Here is a 19,950-nt window from a genome sequence, read left to right on the forward strand (position 1 = left end):
ACCCTTCCATCCATGTTGACCGGTTGCTCCGAGGCGTTCTCGATGACGCCCGCACTCCTGCTCGGTTCATCGTTGCCTGTGCGTCAATGACGCGGACGACACCGCCACCGGGCATCCACTGCTGAGTTCTCAAGGTCTCGCAAGGACATCCGACGGAAGATTGAAAACAGGCGCTTCGATGTTGACCTCAAGTACGGGAGAACGCTTGCCGTCGACGGCTTGTTCCTCGGCGGCGCGCATGATCTCCGACAGTCTGAACGCGAGCGAGGACTCGATCTGCGCCTGATCCGGGAAGTCTGGATGACCGTCGCAGAGGCGACCGGTCCACTCAACCGTTACGTGGGTATCGGTCAGCCGCTCCAGGATCGCTTCGTTGAGTGCTGAATCGACGTCCGTTGGGCTTTTGCCGATGTCCTGAAGCAAGCCGCACAAGCGGAGTCGCTGCCCCAAGTCATCGAACGTGCGACAACCCGTAAGGTCGAGTTCATAGGTGCGGTGCGAGTAGCCGGCGGTCAGGTGTGGCTCACGGTAGAAAGCAATAGATGCAACCGTCTCGGGTCGGTGCGCCCTCCGCGGTATGACTAGGTCTCCCGCTGTATCGGCAAACAGGATCTCGATCTCTGTAAGCGGTTCGTCATAAGGCGGGAATTCATCGTAGTCCCACCACCTCATCGAACGGTCAACCGCTGAGCAAACTGCCCAAGTGAGGTTCTTCCAGTTCTCGTTCTCAAGACTCCTGAGTCTTGTCCAATGGCCGAAGATGATCTCGACCGAGTCGACCGCGTCCATCAGGCCATCACCGAGTGAGTCTTCGAAGGCATCGATGGATATCACATTAGAAGGGGGGTTGAGGGGAAGAGTTGAAAGATCCTCGCGTAAGTCGTCGAACGGTCGGTTCAAGTCGAACTCCCACTTCGCGGCCGGCCGCCCAACTCCGGGCGAAGGCCGGTTGTATCGCAAGACCGAACCCGTCCAATTATCCCGCGCTACTGCAATTTCCAAAACATCACCCCATCCGGCATTGCACCATTCACTACCCAGTCCCCGTAATGCGAATTTGTGTAATATACGTCGTACGTCACCTCATCGAGAACAATCCTCCGCGGTCCGGGTGCTTTCTCACCTGGGCCTTGTAGGACGCGATATTCGAGGTAAGGCGAGAGGGGTCCGCGTGCACCAGGGAGGCGCCCCTCTCGGTTTTGATACTGACGGCCCCACCCTTCGCGGAGCTTCTTCGGGTTAGCCGGATTGGGATGATCAACCGGATACCTACCGATCTCGCTCAGAGTCTTTTCAATCTGACGTCTTTCTTCGGCATCGAAATCGCTCAACGAGCGCGTCGGAATCTCGGGTTGGCCGCAGGCAGCAGTCGGTGACAAACCCAAAGGGTCCGCCCACACCGATGGGTTGCCGGCATAGGTATGCGGATTCGGTGCTGGTGCCAGACCGAGCGGGTCAGGACTGAGGTAGCGCCCGGTGTCTGGGTGGTAGTAGCGGTGGCGGTTGTAGTGCAGTCCGGTCTCGGGATCGAGGTACTGGCCCGGGTACGACCATGGCGTCGATACGCCTGTCCAAGCGGTTTCGCCGTAGACGGTCCGGATTGATCGTCCTGCAACCTCTCCCGTGTTCGGTTCGACCAGGGCGGTCGGCGCAGCGATCTGGTCGGTGATGACTGCGAAGAACTCACGGTCGATCTCAGACTGCGTCCAACGGCGAGTCGAGGTTGGCGTTGTTGGAAGGTTGCCGCCTAGGTTGAGGCTGAGATCGCGGTCTTGGTCGTCACCTTCGGAGGAGTCGACTTCGGTGAGGCTGATTGGCTCAGAAGTGGTTGTCTGTGCCAGTGGGGCGTAGGCGGATGGTGAGTATGTCCAGGTTGTGGCCCGCAGCAGCTGGCCGTCGTCCGGGGCGAGGTCAGTCTGCTCGACGAGGTGCTCCCCATGCCAATGGAAGCGCGTGGTCTCACCGGTCGACTGGTTGGTTTTCGACAGTCGACGTCCGGCGTGGTCGTAGGTGTAGGTCCACGAAGTGCCGTCCGGGGTGGTCACCGACCGCAGGTGATCGTGGGCATCCCATACGTATTGCCACACATCTGGTTTGCGCGACAGCCGGCGACGACTCATCGAGATGACGCGACCCGCAGCGTCGTAGCGGTAGGACGTGCGACCGTCGTCCACGAGGAGGGTGCCGGAGTAACGGCGGCGGCCCTTCGAGCCCTTCGAGGCTCGGCTAGCGCCTCGCACCTCAGGGAGCAGGGGGTCGATAGCGCCTCGCACCTCAGGGAATGGGAATCGAGCGTCGCCATGCACCTCGGGGCTACTGCTGATCACCCCTGTGGACGCGTAGTCGGTGATGTTGCCCGTCGCGTCGTACGAGAACTGCTCGGACCCGGCGGGACTCGTGGCCTCGACGACCCGCCCGAGCACATCGACCCGATAGTCAGTCCGACCGGCACCCAGTGTCGACGTCGACGCGGCGAGAATCCCGTCGGAGCGGTAGCTGTACTCCGCGGCCGCAACTGTTCGGTCGGGCCGCCTCTCCCCCACGCTCGCTGCACCAAGTCCGAGGTTCAGCGCCGCCGGACGCTCAGCGACAGCGATGACGGAACGTCCGGTGAGACGTCCCACCGGATCCCACGTCGAATCGATCGCTGCACCTTCGAAGCGCCGACGCTGTTCCCGCCCGGTCGCGCTGGTGGTGATGTCGCAGGAGCGTCCCGCACTGGACAGGAAGTCGAGGACACCTCGCGGATCATAGCCGTACCGCGTGCTGACGCCGGTCGGCGAGGTCAGCGACGCCAGTCGTCCGGCGCCGGTCCAGGCGGATTCGATGATCCAGTCGCGCTGACCGTCGTGAACACCGGTGAGCTGGGGTAAACCCGCGGCCGTGTAATTCGTGTGCCAGCGTCCGAAGGCACCGGTCGCAGCGTCCAGTCGCCCCGCCGCATCGAAGCTGTATTCCGTTGTCTCCCCGTCGAGGTCGGCATTGTTCGGGTCGGCAGTCCTGTCGCTGATCAGGCGTCCGGCAGCGTCGTAGGTGAAGAACACCGCCTGCCCGGTAGCGTTCGTGCGTGACGCCAGTCGCCCCTCACCGTCGTAGGTGTAGGTCGTCGTCGCGTTGTTGAAGTCGGTCTCCGACGCCAGCGTGCCGTCGGCGTTGTAGGTGTAGGTCCACACCAAGTCGTCGGGGTTGGTGACCGCGATCAGGCGACGTGTGGCGTCGTAGCTGAACTCGGTGCGCGAACCGTCGGCGTCGATGCGTGCGACCGGTAGGTCGTAATGCCCGTATTCCCACCGGGTCACCGCGCCGACGGGATCGGTGTACGCGACGCAGTTGCCTTCGCCGTCGTACTCCCACCGCGACTGACCGCCGTCCGGCGCCGTGACACTCGTCCGGTTACCCATCGCGTCGTAGGTGACAACCGTCCGTGCGCCTTCGGCATCGACGACCTCGGTCGGCCGCCCGAAGCCGTCGTAACTGATCCGTGTGGTGTTGCCGAGCGTGTCCGAGATCGTGACCGGAAGGCCGGCAGCGTTGTTGCGGTATCGCACGACGACCCCGTCGGGGTCTGTGCGCGACGTCAGCGCCCCGTGCTCGTCGTACGTGTAGCTGGTCACTGCGCCGGAGTTGTCGACGACGCTGATCGGCGAACCGTTCTCGTCGTAGCCGATTCGTGTCGTGATGCCGCCCGGTTCGACGATCCGTTCCGGTCGGCCGGGGCCCGCGTAGACGACGTCGGTGACCTTCCCGTCTGGTGCCGTGACCTGTTCGACATCGCCGAACGCGTTGTAGCGCAGCACCGTACGAGCACCGCCTGGGCTGGTGATCGACAGCGGCTGACGGTTGGCGTTGTAGTCGGTGGCGGTGATCCGCCCGCCGGGGTCGGATTCCTGACGCACTCGACCATCGGTGTCAATGCCGTAGACCGTCGTCGCGCCGACGGCATCGCGATAGGTGGTGTACGAGCCGTTGCCGTCGGGACGCAGGTGATACTCGAACCGCCCCGACCACACCCCGTTCATCCCGGACTGAATGGTCACCCGCCCGAGGTCGTCGTAGGCGTTCCAATACTCCATATCCAGGGAGTCACGCCACCACGTCATACGGGCAGCGTCGTCGTAGCCGAAATACGTTGTGCCGCCGACCGCATTGGTCGACGCCGCGAGGTTGCCCTCGTGGTAGTCGAAGGTGCAGAGCTGCTGATCGACGGGTAAGCCGTCCAGTCCCGCGGTGAGGCGGTAGCCGAGGATCCGCGCGCCGTCGCACTGTACGTCGATCCGGTAGCCGGCCGAGTGTTCCACCGCCGTGGGCCGTCCGCGCTCGTCGAAGATGAACTCGATCCGGTTCTGGTGGCGGTCGGTCATCGCCGACACCGCAATGCTCCCGGCGCGCACATCGATCCCGGTGAGTTCGGGGATCGGGACGAAGAACCAGCTCAGGCGGTCGCGAACGTGGGTGACCTGATAGCCGCCGGTCGGGGTGGTCCGTAGCTCCCAGTCGGTCGCGTTGACACTGCGCGACACCGAATCGCCTTCGGGCTTGGGGAAGTTCGTCATCGTGCCGTCGGCATCGACGATGGTGACGAGGTCGTCGCCGACGATCGCCCGCGCGTCGAAGGTCGACGGTGTGGTCGGACCCATCCAGCGGCCCCACTGATAGCGCGAACGGTGGCGATGCGTCAGACGCAGCGGGAGTACGCCCGCCAACTCGACGTCGGTCAACGGCAGGAAGTACTCCCCCGATGCGACGTTGACCGGTTCGCCGTTACTGCGGCATTGCGTCGGCGTCTCGTTGCCCTCGCTGGTGTCCGCCCGGTCCGGCGCGTGGTCGTCGGGTCTGCCGGGGTTCGCCGGGTCGTGGGGTTCCCGGGTGTCGTGGTCGATCTCGGGCGTGTCGGAATGAGGACCGTTCGGTTGGTCGGGATGGCGCGGCGACGAGTCGGGATCCGGCGTCGTAGGACGCGGGTTCGCGGCGGGTGATCGGTGCGGCGCGGCCGGTCGGTCCGGAAACAGCGCCGCCGGGATCGGCCGCTCCTCTGGGGTGATCCGGGTGGCGGGATGTCCCGGGTCGCGGTCGGGAGTGTGCCGGACCGCGGGTTCGGGCGCATGGTGAAGGTTCGACGGTGCCGGCCGGGCACCGTCACGCGGAGGGACCGTCTCCGGTGTGGCTCGGGTGGGCGGGGTGCGGTCGGGAGCGGAGTCGGGTGTGCGCGGTGGTGCCGCAGGGGCATCCGATCTGTTCGGGCTGGCCGGGTTGACCGGTGCGTTGGCCGGTTTCGACTGTCCGGCGTCGGGTGTGCTGTGCGGCGTCGGTGCCGTGTGAGGTCCGGACACCGGCGCGACCGGGGTGGCCGGCGAATCGTCAGACGGGCTACGGGTCGGGGTGTCGACTCCCGGGTGGGGTCCGGCGGTCGGGGCGTCGACGTGCGGCGCCACGGGCGTGGGTCGTGCCCCCGGCGACGGGGCGTCGGAGTCAGTGCGCGAGGGGTGTGCCGCAGTCCCGGGGCGATCGTCGGCCGCCTTCGGCGCGTGCTGACCGGTGGGCTCGTCGGTGCGGGCCGGGCCGTGTCCGGGGCCGTCTCCATCGGACTTGAACGGAGTCGGTTCCGGAGTGCCGGTGACCGGGGCACCGTCGCGGTCTGTGGCATCGGTGTCGTCGGTCCGGACCGGGTTCGGCTGCGCGGCATCGCCGTCCGGTGTCGTCGACGACGGGTCATGGCGGTCGACGCTGGGCGCACCATCCTGGTCGATCGGCGTGTGCGTCGTGGACGGCGAGCTGGTGTCAGCTGCGCCGAGCCCCGTCGGCGTGGTCGTCTCACCACGGTCGGGCCCGGGCGGGTCGTCGTCTCCCAGGGGCCGAGAGTTCGGGGTGCCGTCGACCGGATCGGAGGTCGTCGGGTCCGGTCCGTCTCCGCGGGGCGTCGTTGGCTCTGGTGTCGAGGTGGGTGCGGGTCCGTCGGTGTGGGTTCCGACCGGTGGAGAGCTGTCGAACGCGCCGCCGACGGGTTGATCCGGTGATGTCGGCGGAGCATCGGGACGTGCCGGTGGTGCGTCCGGTGTCGGGGTGGGCGACGAATCGACGGCCCCACCGGCGGGAATCCCCTGATCTGGAAGCGAGGACGGCGACGGGGACGGTGACGGTGAAGGCACGTCGGGCTGGGCACTCGTCGTCGAGCCATCGACCTGCGGTACCGGTGGGCCGTCGTGCGTGATGGGCAGATCAGGTCTGTCGCTGCCGAGGAGATCGGATGACGGTGTCGCACTGTGACTTGCGGGCGTGATGCCGGGTGTGGAGGGTTGTGGGGCGATCTGCGACGGGCCGGCATCGTGCGACGCCGATCCGATGCGTGGTGTCGGAGAATCCGGCGTCGGGAGATGCCGCGTGGTCTTGAGGCCCGCTGTGAGTGCCGCGGTCCCTTTCGGGCCGGGCGCGACCGTCATCAGGATGTTGCCGGTCAGGTTACCGAGGGCCTGCGACGGGTCACCCGACCATCCGGACCCGATGAACCCGCGGACGAACTCATCGGGATGTGCCACCTGATGCACGAGGCCGGCAGCCATGCCCGCGGTGTTGCGCGCGTATTGGTGGGGGTTGGTGACGTTGTAGATGCTGGTCGGGTTCAGCATGTTGAGGGCTTTGACGACCTCGGTCACCGAACCGATCAGGCCCGCTTCGAAATGGTTGAACGCGGTGAAACCGGCTGTGCCGATATCCTTCGCACTCATCTGCGCCTGCTCGAATGCCGACGGCATGGGCGGTGCGAGGTTCGCGGCGCCGCTGAGTTCCGCCTTTGTGCCGGGCGCCGCTGAATTGCGGTGGTCCCGGCCGGTTTTCAGTATTCGACGCGCCTCATCCCGGTATCCCGGCCAGGGATCCGGCCCCGGGTGAACGGGCGGGGTGTCGCGGCGGTCGTTCTGGTAGTCGTCGAGTTCGGCGTTGTATTGTTTCCGCTTCTCGTCCCACTCGGCCTGCTTGCGCTTACCCTCCTCCCACACGCGGACGGCGTCGGCCGCCTTCTGCTGGGCGAACTCGACGACGCCGGCCCAGCTCGTCAGCGCGGCAGCGGCTTTCGACGCCGCCTCGGCCGCCGCGAACCATTTCGGCACCTGGCTTCCGATGGCGTCGCCGAAGCCCTGCGCACCATCCCCGGTCCAATCGCCGGCCGAGATTCCGCGTAGCCCCTCTCCGGCGCTGGTGAAGTTACCGGCGAAATCGGTGAATTTCCCGGCGAGTTCCCGTATCCCGGCCGGGTCACCGAGGACCAGTTCTCTGGGATTGTTGGTGCGCTCGAGCTCCAGCTCGTCGGGCATCGCTCCCAGGGAGTTGGCGACGTCGTCGCCGAAGTCCTCGACCGTGGCCGCGATCTTGTCGAGGCCGACGGTGCGCAAGCCGCTGCCGAGGAGGTCGGTGGCGCCGTCGACCACTTCCCCGAGGAACTCCTTGCCGTCCTCGAGGAAGTCGAACATGCCCATTCAGGTTGCCCTGGTCATTGATTGCCGTTCGGTACGGCAGGATCGGGATCGGCTGGGGCGTCAGCGATGAAGCCGTTCTCCTGGAATCCGTCGATCGTGTCGGTGACCGACGACACCGGGTTGACGGCGTGCTTCCCTATCGTCCCCATGTCGTCGAGGAACGTGGCCCTGGTGGCGCTGAAGAACTCCTTGTGGCGCTGCATCTCCTCGGGGGTCAGGGCCCACTGCGGGTTCGTCACGGCGTTGCGGTTGTGGTCCCACAGATCGCCCCAGGACATGTCCTTGATCTGCTCGGCGGTCAGGTTGGGGTCGCCGATGAGATCCATCGTCCAGTCCTTGAGTTGGTTGGCCGCCCACTCCTCTTCGCGCTCATAGTGACTGGCGCCGAGTCCGAGCCCGCGGGAGAGCTCGGCGGCACCGGTCACCAATGCACGGACACCCCATTCCCAGCGATCGCAGTACTCTTCGAGACCCGCCTTCGGGTCGGCGTGGCCGATCGTCTTGCCGTCGAGGTCGAGGTCGCCGTACCCGCGGCCCAGAGCTGCGCTGTATCCGGAGCCGACGCCGGTCTGGCCGAGACCGTCGATCACCCCGTTGATTCCCGTGCTCGCCTTCTCCAGATCCGCCGGAGTGACGCCCAGGTTGTCGGTCATCGGACGATCTCACCTTCGTCGTCGTAGAAGCAGTGAGGTGTCAGTTCCTTGGTGGGCGGGAACGTCACCGTCTCCGACGTCACAGCGTCGACGACGAGGCCCGTCGGCTCGGGCGCTTTGTCGAGCACCTCATCGATCAGTTGTTGGCCTGTGACGTCGACGTAGGTGATCTCGGCCGGATCGCGGTCGGCGAGGTCGGCGAAGTCGCGCAGACGCTGTGGCGTCGTGAACGCGAGCATCCACGCAATGCCGCTCTGCGTCAGGGTGAAGACGCGGCCGTGGACGTCGAGCGGCACCGACAGGCGCGCCTCACGCAATGCGTCGTACAGCTTCGGCGGGTCGCCGAACCCGGACAGATACGCCCGCACCTCACCCGCATACGTCACAGTCATCGATTCCCCCGACAGTCATCCCCGTGCCGGATGATGCTATTTCACCCGGACCCGATCCTCACGGCGGCTGTCCACAACCTGCCGCAACTCGGTGTTCGTGCGCTTCCTACCGCGCATCGTCTTCGCAGAGACTGAGAAGGCGTGCGCGGCGCCCCTTTCGTCGCTCCTCCCCGTAGAACCTGGCGAGCGCCGCACCGTCAAAGTTGCGCAGCTTCCTTGTGAGGGCCGTGTCTCGAGCCACAGAGAAGCGGATCCATCCCCATCGGTAGACACGATGCATGGCCGTCGCCCAGAGATGGAGATCACTCCCCTCGATCGTGAGGGAGTAGAGATCGTCCGACAGCGTCACGGCCGAGGGTTGAATTGAGAAACCCCACCCGTAGCCCAGGTCTGCGCGCAACTCGATCGAGTCGCGAACCTCAACACCTTCAAGTGAGTAGTACGAGTCCAACGATCTCGCGTCCGAGTCAGGCACCGCGATGTAGACGACCGTGGACTTTCCGTAAGTGTCGTAGAAGTCGACAAGGACTGACCGAGCGTCCTCACACAAGTCGCCGTTCATCACAGGGTCGCCTCTCGCCTACCGGGCCGGGCCGTGGATCGTCGCGACCCCTCGCTATTCAAATACATAGACCGACCTGGGTCGTCACGAGGCCAACAGGGCTCGCAAAACGTGGGCCCAGTCCCAGCTCGCCGCAAAGATAAAGCTGCTCCGGCGGTCCTTCTCGGCCGTCCCCACTGAACGCTACAGCGACCCACGCAGGGCCCCCACGAGACACAGGCCACGTAGTCGACCAGCTCGATAACGCAATCACGAAGAGTGAGTTCACCCACTACGAGGAGCCTTCTCAGGGTCTCCTTAAGTCCGTGTGGGTAACCTCGCCGTGTCCTCGCTGAGACCGAACTGTTACCTAACCTGAGACGGAAAAGCTGTGCCTCGACACCGACTGAATGCCCATAACTCGCTCCACGCGTTGCTCGACTCGACCCCCCGTAGCCGCCGACCCGGACGGCATCGTTCAACCGCACCGTCCACTGTAGGCAAGGCGGTACGAGTCGGCGCGCTCACCGCATTCGTCGGTGCCGTCGGACTGACTGCCGGTACGGCCGCCCAGGCAGCTGCACAGCCCGCCCCCGCACTGCCGAAGGTCGCGCTGCCGGAGAGCGTGAAGATGCCGGCCGGTTTCGTCCTGCCGCCTGAGGTCGACAAGTTCGCTCGCGACATCCTGCCGCCGTCGGTGTTCACCCCCGCCGTTCCCGGCCACCCGGGCATCCGCAAGGCCGTCAAGCCGGTCAGCGGCACCGTGACCTCGGGCTACGGTCCGCGCTGGGGCACCAACCACAACGGCGTCGACATCGCCAACAAGATCGGCACCCCCATCTACGCCGTGACCGACGGAGTGGTCCTCGAGTCCGGCCCGGCGTCGGGCTTCGGGCAGTGGGTCCGCGTGAAGCAGGACGACGGCACCGTCGGCGTCTTCGGTCACGTCGACCAGAGCTTCGTTCGCCCCGGACAGCACGTGCGTGCCGGCCAGCAGATCGCCACCGTCGGCAACCGCGGCCAGTCCACCGGCCCCCACCTGCATTACGAGGTCTGGGATGCCAACGGCAAGAAGATCAACCCGCAGGTGTGGCTGAACCAGCGCGGCGTCCACCCGTGACGGACGCCTCAGCCTGAGTCCTAATGTCGGAGCCGGCGTGTACTGCGAATCGCGTACACGCCGGCTCCGACTGCTAAGACGGCCATCCCGGCGAGCACCGAGGCAAGCGGCAACGTGAACGCCACCACCACGCACCCGATGACACCCACCACGGGGATGGCACGCGCGGGACGGTTCTCCTCACGAGACAGCGTGAGCGCCGACGCGTTGGCGACGGCGTAATAGAGCAGCACACCGAACGACGAAAATCCGATGGCCGCACGGACATCAGCGGTGGCGGCGACGACGGCGACCACCGCGCCGACCGCCAACTCGGCGCGATGCGGGACCTGCGTCCGAGTGTGGACGGCGGCCAGCGCCCGCGGTAGATGACCGTCGCGAGACATCGCGAGCACAGTCCTCGACACCCCGAGGATGAGTGCGAGCAGGGACCCGATCGCCGCGACCGCAGCGCCGACGCGGACGACAGGGACCAGCCAGTCGGCGCCCGCGGTTTCGGCGACGGCCGTCAGCGGTGCTGCGGCGGCGCCGAGCCCGTCGGCCCCGAGAACGCAAAGGGCCGCGGTCGCGACCAGCGCGTAGACCACGAGAGTGAGCCCCAGGGAGATGCCGATCGCACGGGGAATGGTGCGCGCGGGGTTGCGGACCTCCTCGCCCAGCGTCGCGATCCGGGCGTAACCCGCGAAGGCGAAGAACAGCAGGCCGGCCGCCTGCAGCACGCCGAGCACGCCGGCGTCCGAGCTAAGCGTCAGATTGTCGGGACTGGCGGCATCGGACGTGAACGCGGTCGCCACCACCGCGGCCAGCACCGCCAGCACGAGCGCGACGATGATCCGCGTCAGCCACGCCGCCTTCTGTACTCCCGCATAGTTCACCGCGGTCAAGGCGACCACGGCGGCAACCGCGACCGCGTGGGCGTGCTCCGGCCACGCGTAGACCCCGACCGTCAGCGCCATCGCCGCGCACGACGCGGTCTTGCCGATGACGAACGCCCAACCGGCGAGGTACCCCCAGAACTCGCCGAGTCGCTCCCGGCCGTACACGTAGGTGCCACCCGAGACCGGATAGAGCGCCGCCAGCCGCGCGGAAGATGTTGCGTTGCAATAGGCGACGACGCCAGCGATCGCGAGGCCGGCGAGCAGCCACGAACCGGCAGCGGCGGCCGCCGGCGCGAGTGCGACGAAGATCCCTGCACCGAGCATCGCCCCGAGCCCGACCAGCACCGCGTCGTGGAGACCGAACGCACGACGCAGCGGGGCCGGGGATTCCGTCATCGAGTTCCTTCGTTCGGTGGTTGCACGACGCTGTGGACCCGCGCGAAATCGTACGGGGTGAATCTTCGAGGCCGCTACTGCGTGTCGGACCTCGGGCTGGGTAACCGCCACCCGAAGGTCGCGGTCGGCGGTGCGTCTTTCGCGTACAGGCGGGCGGGGCGTCCACCCCCGACCCTCGTGGCAGGCTTACCTTCGGCGTCGAGCTGCGGTGCGAGCAGCGGTTGCGCGCGTCGATTGAACGAGTCCCGCATGAGGCGTCGACCGAGGATCGCTTCGTGCAATTCCCGGAGCTCCGACAGCGTGTAGGGCGGTCGCAGGAGGTTGTCCGGGTCGGGCTGGTCTTCGTAGCGTTCGCGGAGTTTGTCGGTGGCCGCTGCAATGATCTCGGCGTGGTCGTAAAGGACCCGCTCCCCCGATGCCAGCCTGCCGGTTGACGTCACGGGCGCGAGTTCGCCCGTGACGTCGGACAATTCGGCGGCCGGCAGCGCGACCGCATGCGCGACCGAGATCGTCCACCCGCGAGGATCCCGGTCAGGGTCACTGAAGACCGCCAGCAGATGCGGATGGACGTGATCGGGCGAGAGCCCCAGTTTCAGTTCGAGCACCTCGCGCACCGTCTCCTCGACGGTGTGCCGCTCCCGGACGAACCGTCCCGGCAACGCGGCTCTCCCCTGCTCATCGCGCTGGATCACCACATTCAGCGCGCCGTCGGAGACCGTGAGGACCGCGATATCGACGGCCACGTTCGGTCGTGGGTAGTCGGTGAGCGTCGTCGAACGAGTGGTCACGACAAAAGACTATGCGAATGTCTGCGCAAAGTACTAAACTCACATTCGCGAAAAGTCGCCGTCTCGATCGGATGCCGGGACGGAGGAAGGAATGAAGATGAAACTCTCCGCTGCTTTGGACGTCGAGATGGTGGCCCACGAGACCGCCGACGAAGTGACCGTTCTGCTGGAACTGCAGGCTCCCGCAGGACCCGAAACCAAACGCACCCCTACTGCCCTGCAGGTGGTGCTCGATCGGAGCGGGTCGATGTCCGGCAGTCCGCTCGAGGGTGCGAAGAAGGCGCTGGCCGGCGTTGTCGCGCAGTTGGACCCGTCGGATGCGTTCGGCGTGGTGACCTTTGACGACGACGCGCAGGTCGTCGTGCCGGCCGCTCCCCTGTCGGACAAGCAGCGCGCGGTGGACGCGATCGGGTCGATCGCGACCGGTGGTTGCACCGATCTGTCGTCGGGTTACCTACTCGGCCTGCGGGAGCTGCGCCGTAGTTCTCAGACCGCTGGGATCCAGGGCGGCACGGTACTGATTATCAGCGACGGTCACGTGAACCGCGGGATCACCGAGGTCGACAGGTTCGCGAGTGTTGCGTCGAAGGCTGCCGCGGACGGGATCGTCACGTCCACGCTCGGTTACGGGCGCGGTTACGACGAGACGCTGCTGTCGGCGATGGCGCGGGCGGGAAACGGCAATCACGTGTTCGCCGACAACCCGGACGCCGCGGGTGCGGCGATCGCCGGCGAGGTCGAGGGCCTGCTCTCGAAGTCGGCGCAGGTGGTAACGCTGACCGTGCGTTTCGTCCCGCAGGTCAAGGAGTTGTCGCTGTACAACGACCTGCCGGCACACCAGACCGCTGACGGCGAGGTGATGGTCGAGCTCGGTGACTTCTACGCGTTCGAGGAGCGGAAGTTGTTGCTGCGGATGAAGGTCGACGGTCTGGCCGCTCTCGGGTTGGCGCAGATCGCGACGCTCGAGCTGCGGTACGTGGAGACCGCGACGCTCACCGAACACACGGTGTCGCTACCGATCTCGGTGAACGTGGTTCCGGGTGATGAGACGTCGGGTCGCGTTCCGGATCCGAAGGTGGAGTCGGAGCGGTTATACCAGCAGGGGCAGGCCGCGAAGCTCCGGGCGTCGGAGGCGTTCGAGGCCGGTGACCTGGATGCCGGGAACCAGTTGCTGGGCGAGTCGGCGTCGCAACTTCGACGGGCGTCGGCGTTCGCTACTCCTGAGGAGCACGCGCTGATCGAGCAGGAGTTGCGGAGCATCGAGGTGCTGGGCGCGCAGGCGCGGGTCGAGGGTGCGGGGTACGCGTCGAAGATGTCGCGGGATTCGTACCACCTCGCGAACCGGAAGCGGGGGCGCCGGCGGTCGTAGTGGGTTGTTGTTGAGATGTGGCCACCGGGCTTGGGCTCGGTGGCCACCTGTCCTCAGCGGCTTCACCGCACCCTCCCACAGTTCGCGCGGGTCGCGAGGCGTACTCGATTTGGAGGAGTTCGGCGCTGCGGGTTGGCTCCGTGGGACTGCCTGGGTTCAGACTCCACCGCGGGCAGGATCAGATGGCGGAATCGCCGGGTCACGCTAGTCTGTTCGGCGAGGGTGGGGCGCCGTCGGGGCGCGCGAGCGTGAGGGGGACTTGTGACGACACCGTTCTTAGATGACTCGGTATTTCCCAGACTGGGCCCACCGGTGCCACCTAGTTCGGGCGGCGCTGACTACCAACTCCGCTCCGAGCGCGCACTATGGGAGCGGCGGGCCGCGGTCGCGGCCGATGCCGCCGCTGATCTCGCGAAGGCTAATGCACATCTCGGTAACGTTGGACGTGCCAACTACTTAGGTGACTGCGTCGAAGGAAACTCCGTATACGAGGGCCTAACGGCGGCTGTTAGATCACTAAAGGAAGAGCTGTTTACGCAGGTAGGGCTCGCACGAAAACTCGGTGTCCAGTGCGAGTTTGCGGCGTCCTCCATCGAGAACGCTGATCGAGAAGGTGCTCACCGGATTGAGAACTAGTCCAAGAACGAAGGCGGCTGGTCTACTCCTAGCTGTCTCGCTTGCAGGCCTGCCGCTGACGGCGTGCACCACAACCGGCGAAGCTCAAACGTCCCCCTCAGTAATCTCATTGCCCTCATCCGAGGCGGCCGGGATCCGGCAAACTGATGACGCGGGAACCCCGCTGCCATTCGAAAACTCGTTTCCCGATCGCTGGAGCAACAACAATGACGGCACTCCTTACGAACCATGTACACAGGTTCCGGCCGCCGCACTTCGGACGATAAATATTGACGTCAATACGGTAGAAGACGTCGCGGCTTCTAACCACCAGACAGCCCGCGGCTGCACGTGGAGGTTTGACGGTGACCGACTTTCGTCGTTGTCTCACTTCGTTGGCAACTTGTTGCGTCCTGAGGCCGGACTAGACGGATACAAGGAGCTAAACAGCGCTGGTTCGACATGGTTCGCAGACACCGAGATTGGAGGTCGCCGAGTGCTTTCGGCCTCGATGGGGCCTGGAGAATGCTCGATGATCGTCCAGTCTGGCGACGCGGTCGTAGTCACGACAATCGTTCGGTACGACGCCAATCATCCACCGATTGAAACCGTTTGCGCATCAGTCGAGCAGTTCTTGAACCGGGCCATCAACTCGATCCCCTAGACACTCGCTAGCCCCCTCGCGCCATGTTGGTCCTGTCTAGGACCCCGGCAGCGACGGCGGAGGTCCTGCGACCGCCTCCATGCACACAAGCTTCACCAACTCCGCCCGGTTCCTCACCCGCGTTGCCGCGAACACCCGGCTGACGTACTTCTTCACCGTCTCGACTCCCAGGTTGAGGATCGACGCGATCTCTTCATTGGTATGCCCGTCCGCAACGAGTTCGGCCAGCTCGATCTGCCGCGGCGACAGACACGCCCGCCACGATGGGAGCGGTTGCCCGGGAAGCAGTTTCGCGAGGTTCGACAACTGCCGCGACAGCAACCCCATGGCATGCAACCGAACGCGGTCCGGTTCCCTACCCTCCGAGTCGAACAACCCGACCAACCCGTGACAATCATTCGCGAGGTCGAGATGCATCACGGCTGCGCTGTGTAACTGCTTGCGGTACAGGAAATCTTGTAGATAGCGATCGAATCCCCAGCGAGTCCGCCGAGATCGCCCGCCGAGATCGCCGGGTTCTTCGACAGTGCCGCCCGCGACTGCGTGGACGCGAAGACGTCCTTCGGATACCAGCGCGCTTGATACTCGTCGATCACCGGCATGATCCGCCCCGTGACCACGGGGTCAGGATCCGAGAACGCGGTGACAAAGGTAGGGCCGGCGAAGAAGGTGGTGTTCAGACAGTCGTAGTGCTCGTGCAACGCACCCATCAACACGTTCTTGAGCGCCTCGAGAGTCTCCGCCTGCGAACACACGTCGAGAATGGCAAACACCCGCTCGTACTCATCAACGGGCAACGCGACCGACTGACTGACCAACGCCCACTCCTTCCTCTGGAAGCGATCCCCGAACCGTACCGGTTCAAGTGTGACGCGGAGCACATGCAACGCCGTGCAACGGTCCGGAGTATTCGACCGTGCGGGGCGCTGTGCAAACCGTCCACTTTCGTGCACTGTGGCGCCAGTCACACTCTTTCTAGTCTCGGGGTCGTGGCCGACAGAACGTCGGCCGAGCAGATCGACAGGAGATCCCATGAGCAGGCTTCGTTTCGGATACTTCATGGCGCCGTTCCACGCACCCGGCCGCAACCCCACCGCGGCCCTCGAACGCGACCTCGACCTGGTCGAACACCTCGACCACCTCGGCTACGACGAAGCCTGGTTCGGCGAGCATCACTCCGCGGGCAGCGAGATCATCGCCTCCCCGGAGATCATGATCGCCGCGGCCTCGCAACGGGCGAAGCGCATCCGATTCGGCACCGGCGTCACATCGCTCTCCTACCACAACCCCCTGTGGGCGGCCGACCGCATCATGCAGCTCGACCACCTGACCCGCGGCCGCACCATCTTCGGCGTCGGACCCGGTTCCCTACCCACCGACTCCGCAATGATCGGCCTCAACCCCACCGACACCCGCGAGCTACTACAGGAGAACCTCGACATCGTGGTGCGACTGCTCCGCGGCGAGACGGTGTCCGCGAAGACCCGCACCCACGAGCTGTACGACGCCAAGCTCCAGTTGGCGCCGCACTCGGCCGACGGCATCGACGTGGTGGTCGCGGCCGTGGCGTCGCCAACCGGTCCACGACTCGCCGGCACCCACGGTCTCGGCCTGCTGTCGATCGGCGCGACACTCTCCGCCGACGGATTCGACGCCCTCGGCCACCACTGGAACGTCGTGGAGGAACGCGCCGCGGCCAACAACGTCACCGTCGACCGCAGCAAGTGGACCCTCGCAGGTCCGTTCCACATCGCTGAGACCGAAGCCGAGGCGTACCGGCAGGTTGAATACGGCATCGAGCAGTGGTTCGACTACTTCCAGCACGTCGCGGCGTTCCCCCAGATGGCTGTCTCCGGGAGCAAGCTGACGGAGATGATCGACTTCATCAACGAAGCCGGTATCGGCGTCATCGGAACTGCTGAGCAAGCCCGGAATCAGGTCCAGCGTCTGTGGGACCAGTCGGGCGGCTTCGGATGCCTCCTGCAGATGGGCCACGACTGGGCGAACCCGCAGGACACCCAGCGTTCCGCGGAACTCTTCGCGCAGGAGGTGTTCCCGCACTTCCAGGGTCAGGCGCAGGCGACGCTCGACGCCGCCGAGTACGCACGTGCGGTGCGGGAAGGTCATGCCGCGAAGCAGCTTGAGGCCGTCGACCACATGACCCGCAAGTACCAGCAGGAACTCGCGTCGAAGGGCTGAGTCTCGCCGCCTCCGAGCACGACAGCGCACCCGCCCCCACGGGCGGCATTCGCTGAAGATGGCTCGCGTGCGCTCCCCGGTCGCCGTCGTGACAGCTCGCGACGGCGACCGGCCGCATGCGACGCCGGCTCCCTCATCTCAGGATCAGGCGTCTTTGCGACAATGCGTCGCATGGTCGAACAGAGCATCTGGATGCAGAAGGTCGCCGCCGATCCTGGACATTCCGAGTGGTACGTCGAGCGGTTCCGCACGATGGAGCGTGAGGGAAAGGACGTGGTCGGTGAGGCTCGCTTCATCGACGCCATGGCAGCCCGCGGTTCCCGCATCCTCGACGCCGGATGCGGCGCCGGCCGCATCGCCGGATACCTGGCGTCGGTCGGTCATGACGTGGTCGGCGTAGACGTCGATCCGGTCCTCGTCGCCGCGGCCGAGAAGGATCACCCGGGACCGCGCTGGCTGGTCAACGACCTCGCCGAGCTCGACCTGCCATCGCGCGGCATCGATGAGCCGTTCGACATCATCGTGTCCGCGGGCAACGTCATGACGTTCCTGGCGCCGAGTACCCGCGTCACCGTGCTGAGGCGGTTGCACGCACACCTGCGCGACGACGGACGTGCGGTGATCGGGTTCGGTGCGGGCCGAGACTATCCGTTCGACGACTTCCTCGACGACGCGTCGACGGCCGGCTTCGCGGCTGACGTGCTGTTGTCGGCGTGGGACATTCGGCCGTTCACCCCGAATTCCGAGTTTCTCGTCGCGATACTTCGACCGACGTAACGGACGACGTTCCTGACCCGAGGGCTCCCTTGCGGCACCTCGAAACATCCCTTCGTGGCGAGGCCTCGCGTCGGTCCACCGTGCCTGGCCGAAGCGCGTCAGGTCAGCCGTCGATCTCCACGCCATGTCGCACCGCAAACTCGGCCAAGCCATCGTCGTATCCCTGTCCAAGCGCACGGATTCGCCAAACGTTGTTACGGCGGTAAATCTCGGCAATGATCATCGACCGCTCGGTCGTCGCTGCATCGAGTACCGCTGTGGCGAAGGTAAATTCGAAAGTGTCGATGGTTACCGACAGAGCTCCGACGTCACCAAAGGTGGCCGTCTCAATCGATGCGCCGACCATGATGCGGTCGACGTCTTCACCTACCACCGAGAGGTCGACCGCTATCCCCTGCTCCCGATCTCCATCGATGCACAGGCGTACTGCGCTGTCTGGGCTGGCGGGCTGGTTGTAGAAGACGAAGTGGTCGTCGGACAGCACTTTGTGGTCGCGGTCCAATTCGAAGGCGACGACATCTACTTCGAACGGCGCAGATCGATCCGCCTCCCAGGCGACGTTGACGGTGAATTCGGTGACGCCGGAGGGGACATCCATCACTGCTCCAGGTGTCAGGTTCCTGGGTGTCTGTTCATGGGTTTGAGCCGCGGTCGGGGTGGTGGATTCTGCTGCCTCTGTGGGCTTTTCGTCCGTCATCGCGTCGAGCTGATGAGTTTCGAGGATCGGACGTTGCCTTCATGGGCTTTTCGTATCCGAGGATCCGAGTAACCATCCAGCACCAGGAGGTGTGTAACGCCGGATATCGACCACCATGCACACTGACCTCGCGCTCGACACTCTGGATAAGGGGTTGTGGGCACGGTCGCGTGCCGGCCACGACGTGGCCGGGCTGATTCACCACTCCGACCGCGGAGTGCAGTATCGAGCCATCCGTTACACCGAACGCCTCGCCGAAGCAGACGCAGTAACTTCGGTTGGCTCCAAGGGCGATTCGTACGACAATGCGATGGCCGAGGCGTTCAACTCGCTCTTCAACCGAATGCATCCGCAACCCAATCATGCGCCCTCAAGGTGGCTGGGTCGGTGTCGGCGAGGTCGAGATCGCTCGCCGTCGCCGAGTACATCGATTGGTTCAATCACCGCCGTCTGCATGGCGAGATCGGACACGTCCCGCCGGTCGAGTACGAGACCGCCTACTTGTCGACTGACATGGTCGCCATCTACCGTGAGAACCCGGTCCCGGCAGTCGCCGGAACCAAGTAACCGAGGCTCCAGCAAACCCGGGGCGATTCAAGTTGTCTTCGAAACACAGGCTAAGTAAAGGTAGTCGAGACGACGGGTTCGCCAGATCAGATCCGACATTCGGTTGTCACCAAACAAGGCCTGCTACTGACCGGAGTCCACGATCGTTCCTTCAACCACGACGGACTCTTTGGCCGCTGCCTTCTGGGTTCTGCGAACCGCCATCTTCTCCCGTTGCCGCTCAATCAAAGGCCGAGCCTTCTCACCGAGCACCGCCGAGGCGTCGTGCGCTGCTGCTGCGCTTCGCTCTTTAATGGCAGGCAGAGCTTTCTCCTCCCACAGCTTCTTGGCGTGGGGTTTTGCCTCCTCGACTAGCTCCACAATCGCACCTTGCACAGCACTTTGGACCACATCGACAACGAACCCACCGACCTCGCCAACGAATTCGTCAACTCCATCCCGGACACTGTCCCGCCGACTCGAACGGGCTCGCCCCCGTCCACCCTTCTTGCCGCGCGGTTTGGATGACTGGCGGGTGGATTCTCGGTCTGACTTCTCCCGAGGGATGAACCTGGCGTTTCCCTTGAGCTTGCCGTCACGGTCATACAGGTTTTGATGAAGCCCGCCCTCCCGCTTATTGCCGGGAGTCAGGTTATCGTCGTCCCACTCGAAGAAGCCCGAGATCCTAGCCACGTGAAACTTCGGAAATCAGGTCGCAAGGCGTCGACAGTGCCGCGATGGTCTTGCCAGCAGTCATGCTCAAGACTCTTCCTGCGGACACCGACCAAGTCTTATGAGTAGAACCTGCACTTCTGTCTGAAGGTGTCACCAGCCAATGGTTACATA

17 protein-coding genes are annotated in these 19,950 nt (G+C 65.1%); 6 read left to right on the forward strand and 11 right to left on the reverse strand.

Annotated elements, in window-relative coordinates:
• Positions 1–129 precede the first annotated feature (129 nt).
• From M1L58_RS19915 to M1L58_RS19935, 5 genes are all read right to left on the reverse strand, one after another.
• Entirely contained in the window at positions 130–834 is a 705-nt protein-coding gene (locus tag M1L58_RS19915) for a hypothetical protein (protein WP_248660204.1), read from the reverse strand.
• Between the two features lie 152 nt (positions 835–986).
• Positions 987–7,463 carry a putative T7SS-secreted protein gene (locus tag M1L58_RS19920; RefSeq protein WP_248660205.1) on the reverse strand — a complete coding sequence of 2,159 codons (6,477 nt, stop codon included), beginning with the start codon at positions 7,461–7,463 and terminating at the stop codon, positions 987–989.
• Between the two features lie 20 nt (positions 7,464–7,483).
• Positions 7,484–8,122, reverse strand: coding sequence for a hypothetical protein (locus M1L58_RS19925; RefSeq protein ID WP_248660206.1), 639 nt, complete (start codon positions 8,120–8,122; stop codon positions 7,484–7,486).
• Positions 8,119–8,514 carry an SseB family protein gene (locus M1L58_RS19930; protein WP_248660207.1) on the reverse strand — a complete coding sequence of 132 codons (396 nt, stop codon included), beginning with the start codon at positions 8,512–8,514 and terminating at the stop codon, positions 8,119–8,121. The genes M1L58_RS19925 and M1L58_RS19930 overlap by 4 nt, the downstream gene beginning before the upstream one ends.
• A 106-nt stretch (positions 8,515–8,620) precedes the next feature.
• Complete coding sequence (locus M1L58_RS19935) at positions 8,621–9,076, reverse strand: hypothetical protein (RefSeq protein WP_248660208.1); 456 nt, start codon at positions 9,074–9,076, stop codon at positions 8,621–8,623.
• A gap of 370 nt (positions 9,077–9,446) precedes the next feature.
• Here M1L58_RS19935 and M1L58_RS19940 point away from each other — a divergent pair, with 370 nt between their 5' ends.
• Entirely contained in the window at positions 9,447–10,175 is a 729-nt protein-coding gene (locus M1L58_RS19940; protein ID WP_441316555.1) for a M23 family metallopeptidase, read from the forward strand.
• Positions 10,176–10,195: 20 nt separating this feature from the next.
• Here M1L58_RS19940 and M1L58_RS19945 read toward each other — a convergent pair whose 3' ends face one another.
• The gene (locus tag M1L58_RS19945) at positions 10,196–11,449 is read right to left on the reverse strand and encodes an APC family permease (protein WP_248660210.1); all 1,254 of its coding nucleotides are present in this window, start codon (positions 11,447–11,449) and stop codon (positions 10,196–10,198) included.
• 74 nt (positions 11,450–11,523) lie between these two features.
• Positions 11,524–12,237 (reverse strand): NUDIX hydrolase, encoded by a 714-nt coding sequence (locus tag M1L58_RS19950; protein WP_248660211.1) that lies wholly within the window; start codon positions 12,235–12,237, stop codon positions 11,524–11,526.
• Positions 12,238–12,334: 97 nt separating this feature from the next.
• On the opposite strand from M1L58_RS19950, the gene M1L58_RS19955 reads away from it, so the two are divergent.
• A complete protein-coding gene (locus M1L58_RS19955) occupies positions 12,335–13,606 on the forward strand; it encodes a vWA domain-containing protein (protein WP_248660212.1) in 1,272 nt (423 codons plus the stop codon).
• A gap of 613 nt (positions 13,607–14,219) precedes the next feature.
• The gene (locus M1L58_RS19960; RefSeq protein ID WP_248660249.1) at positions 14,220–14,885 is read left to right on the forward strand and encodes a DUF3558 family protein; all 666 of its coding nucleotides are present in this window, start codon (positions 14,220–14,222) and stop codon (positions 14,883–14,885) included.
• 36 nt (positions 14,886–14,921) lie between these two features.
• Here M1L58_RS19960 and M1L58_RS19965 read toward each other — a convergent pair whose 3' ends face one another.
• Together M1L58_RS19965 and M1L58_RS19970 are read right to left on the reverse strand one after the other, a co-directional pair.
• Complete coding sequence (locus M1L58_RS19965; protein ID WP_248660213.1) at positions 14,922–15,269, reverse strand: response regulator transcription factor; 348 nt, start codon at positions 15,267–15,269, stop codon at positions 14,922–14,924.
• Between the two features lie 32 nt (positions 15,270–15,301).
• Complete coding sequence (locus M1L58_RS19970; protein ID WP_248660214.1) at positions 15,302–15,703, reverse strand: hypothetical protein; 402 nt, start codon at positions 15,701–15,703, stop codon at positions 15,302–15,304.
• A gap of 214 nt (positions 15,704–15,917) precedes the next feature.
• Here M1L58_RS19970 and M1L58_RS19975 point away from each other — a divergent pair, with 214 nt between their 5' ends.
• A complete protein-coding gene (locus tag M1L58_RS19975) occupies positions 15,918–17,084 on the forward strand; it encodes an LLM class flavin-dependent oxidoreductase (protein WP_248660215.1) in 1,167 nt (388 codons plus the stop codon).
• A gap of 171 nt (positions 17,085–17,255) precedes the next feature.
• Positions 17,256–17,861 carry a class I SAM-dependent methyltransferase gene (locus M1L58_RS19980; RefSeq protein WP_248660216.1) on the forward strand — a complete coding sequence of 202 codons (606 nt, stop codon included), beginning with the start codon at positions 17,256–17,258 and terminating at the stop codon, positions 17,859–17,861.
• A 103-nt stretch (positions 17,862–17,964) separates the two neighbouring features.
• Here the strand turns inward: M1L58_RS19980 and M1L58_RS19985 are convergent, their stop codons facing one another.
• Positions 17,965–18,558: a TerD family protein gene (locus M1L58_RS19985; RefSeq protein ID WP_248660217.1), complete on the reverse strand. Its 594-nt coding sequence runs from the start codon at positions 18,556–18,558 to the stop codon at positions 17,965–17,967.
• A 387-nt stretch (positions 18,559–18,945) separates the two neighbouring features.
• On the opposite strand from M1L58_RS19985, the gene M1L58_RS23650 reads away from it, so the two are divergent.
• Positions 18,946–19,125, forward strand: a complete 180-nt coding sequence (locus M1L58_RS23650; RefSeq protein WP_374112764.1) for an IS3 family transposase — start codon at positions 18,946–18,948, stop codon at positions 19,123–19,125.
• A 123-nt stretch (positions 19,126–19,248) separates the two neighbouring features.
• On the opposite strand, the gene M1L58_RS19995 is transcribed toward M1L58_RS23650, so the two are convergent.
• Positions 19,249–19,797 carry a hypothetical protein gene (locus M1L58_RS19995; RefSeq protein WP_248660218.1) on the reverse strand — a complete coding sequence of 183 codons (549 nt, stop codon included), beginning with the start codon at positions 19,795–19,797 and terminating at the stop codon, positions 19,249–19,251.
• Positions 19,798–19,950 lie beyond the last annotated feature (153 nt).

Source organism: Gordonia sp. C13 (genome assembly GCF_023218005.1).
In the GTDB taxonomy this organism is placed as follows: Bacteria; Actinomycetota; Actinomycetes; order Mycobacteriales; family Mycobacteriaceae; genus Gordonia; species Gordonia namibiensis.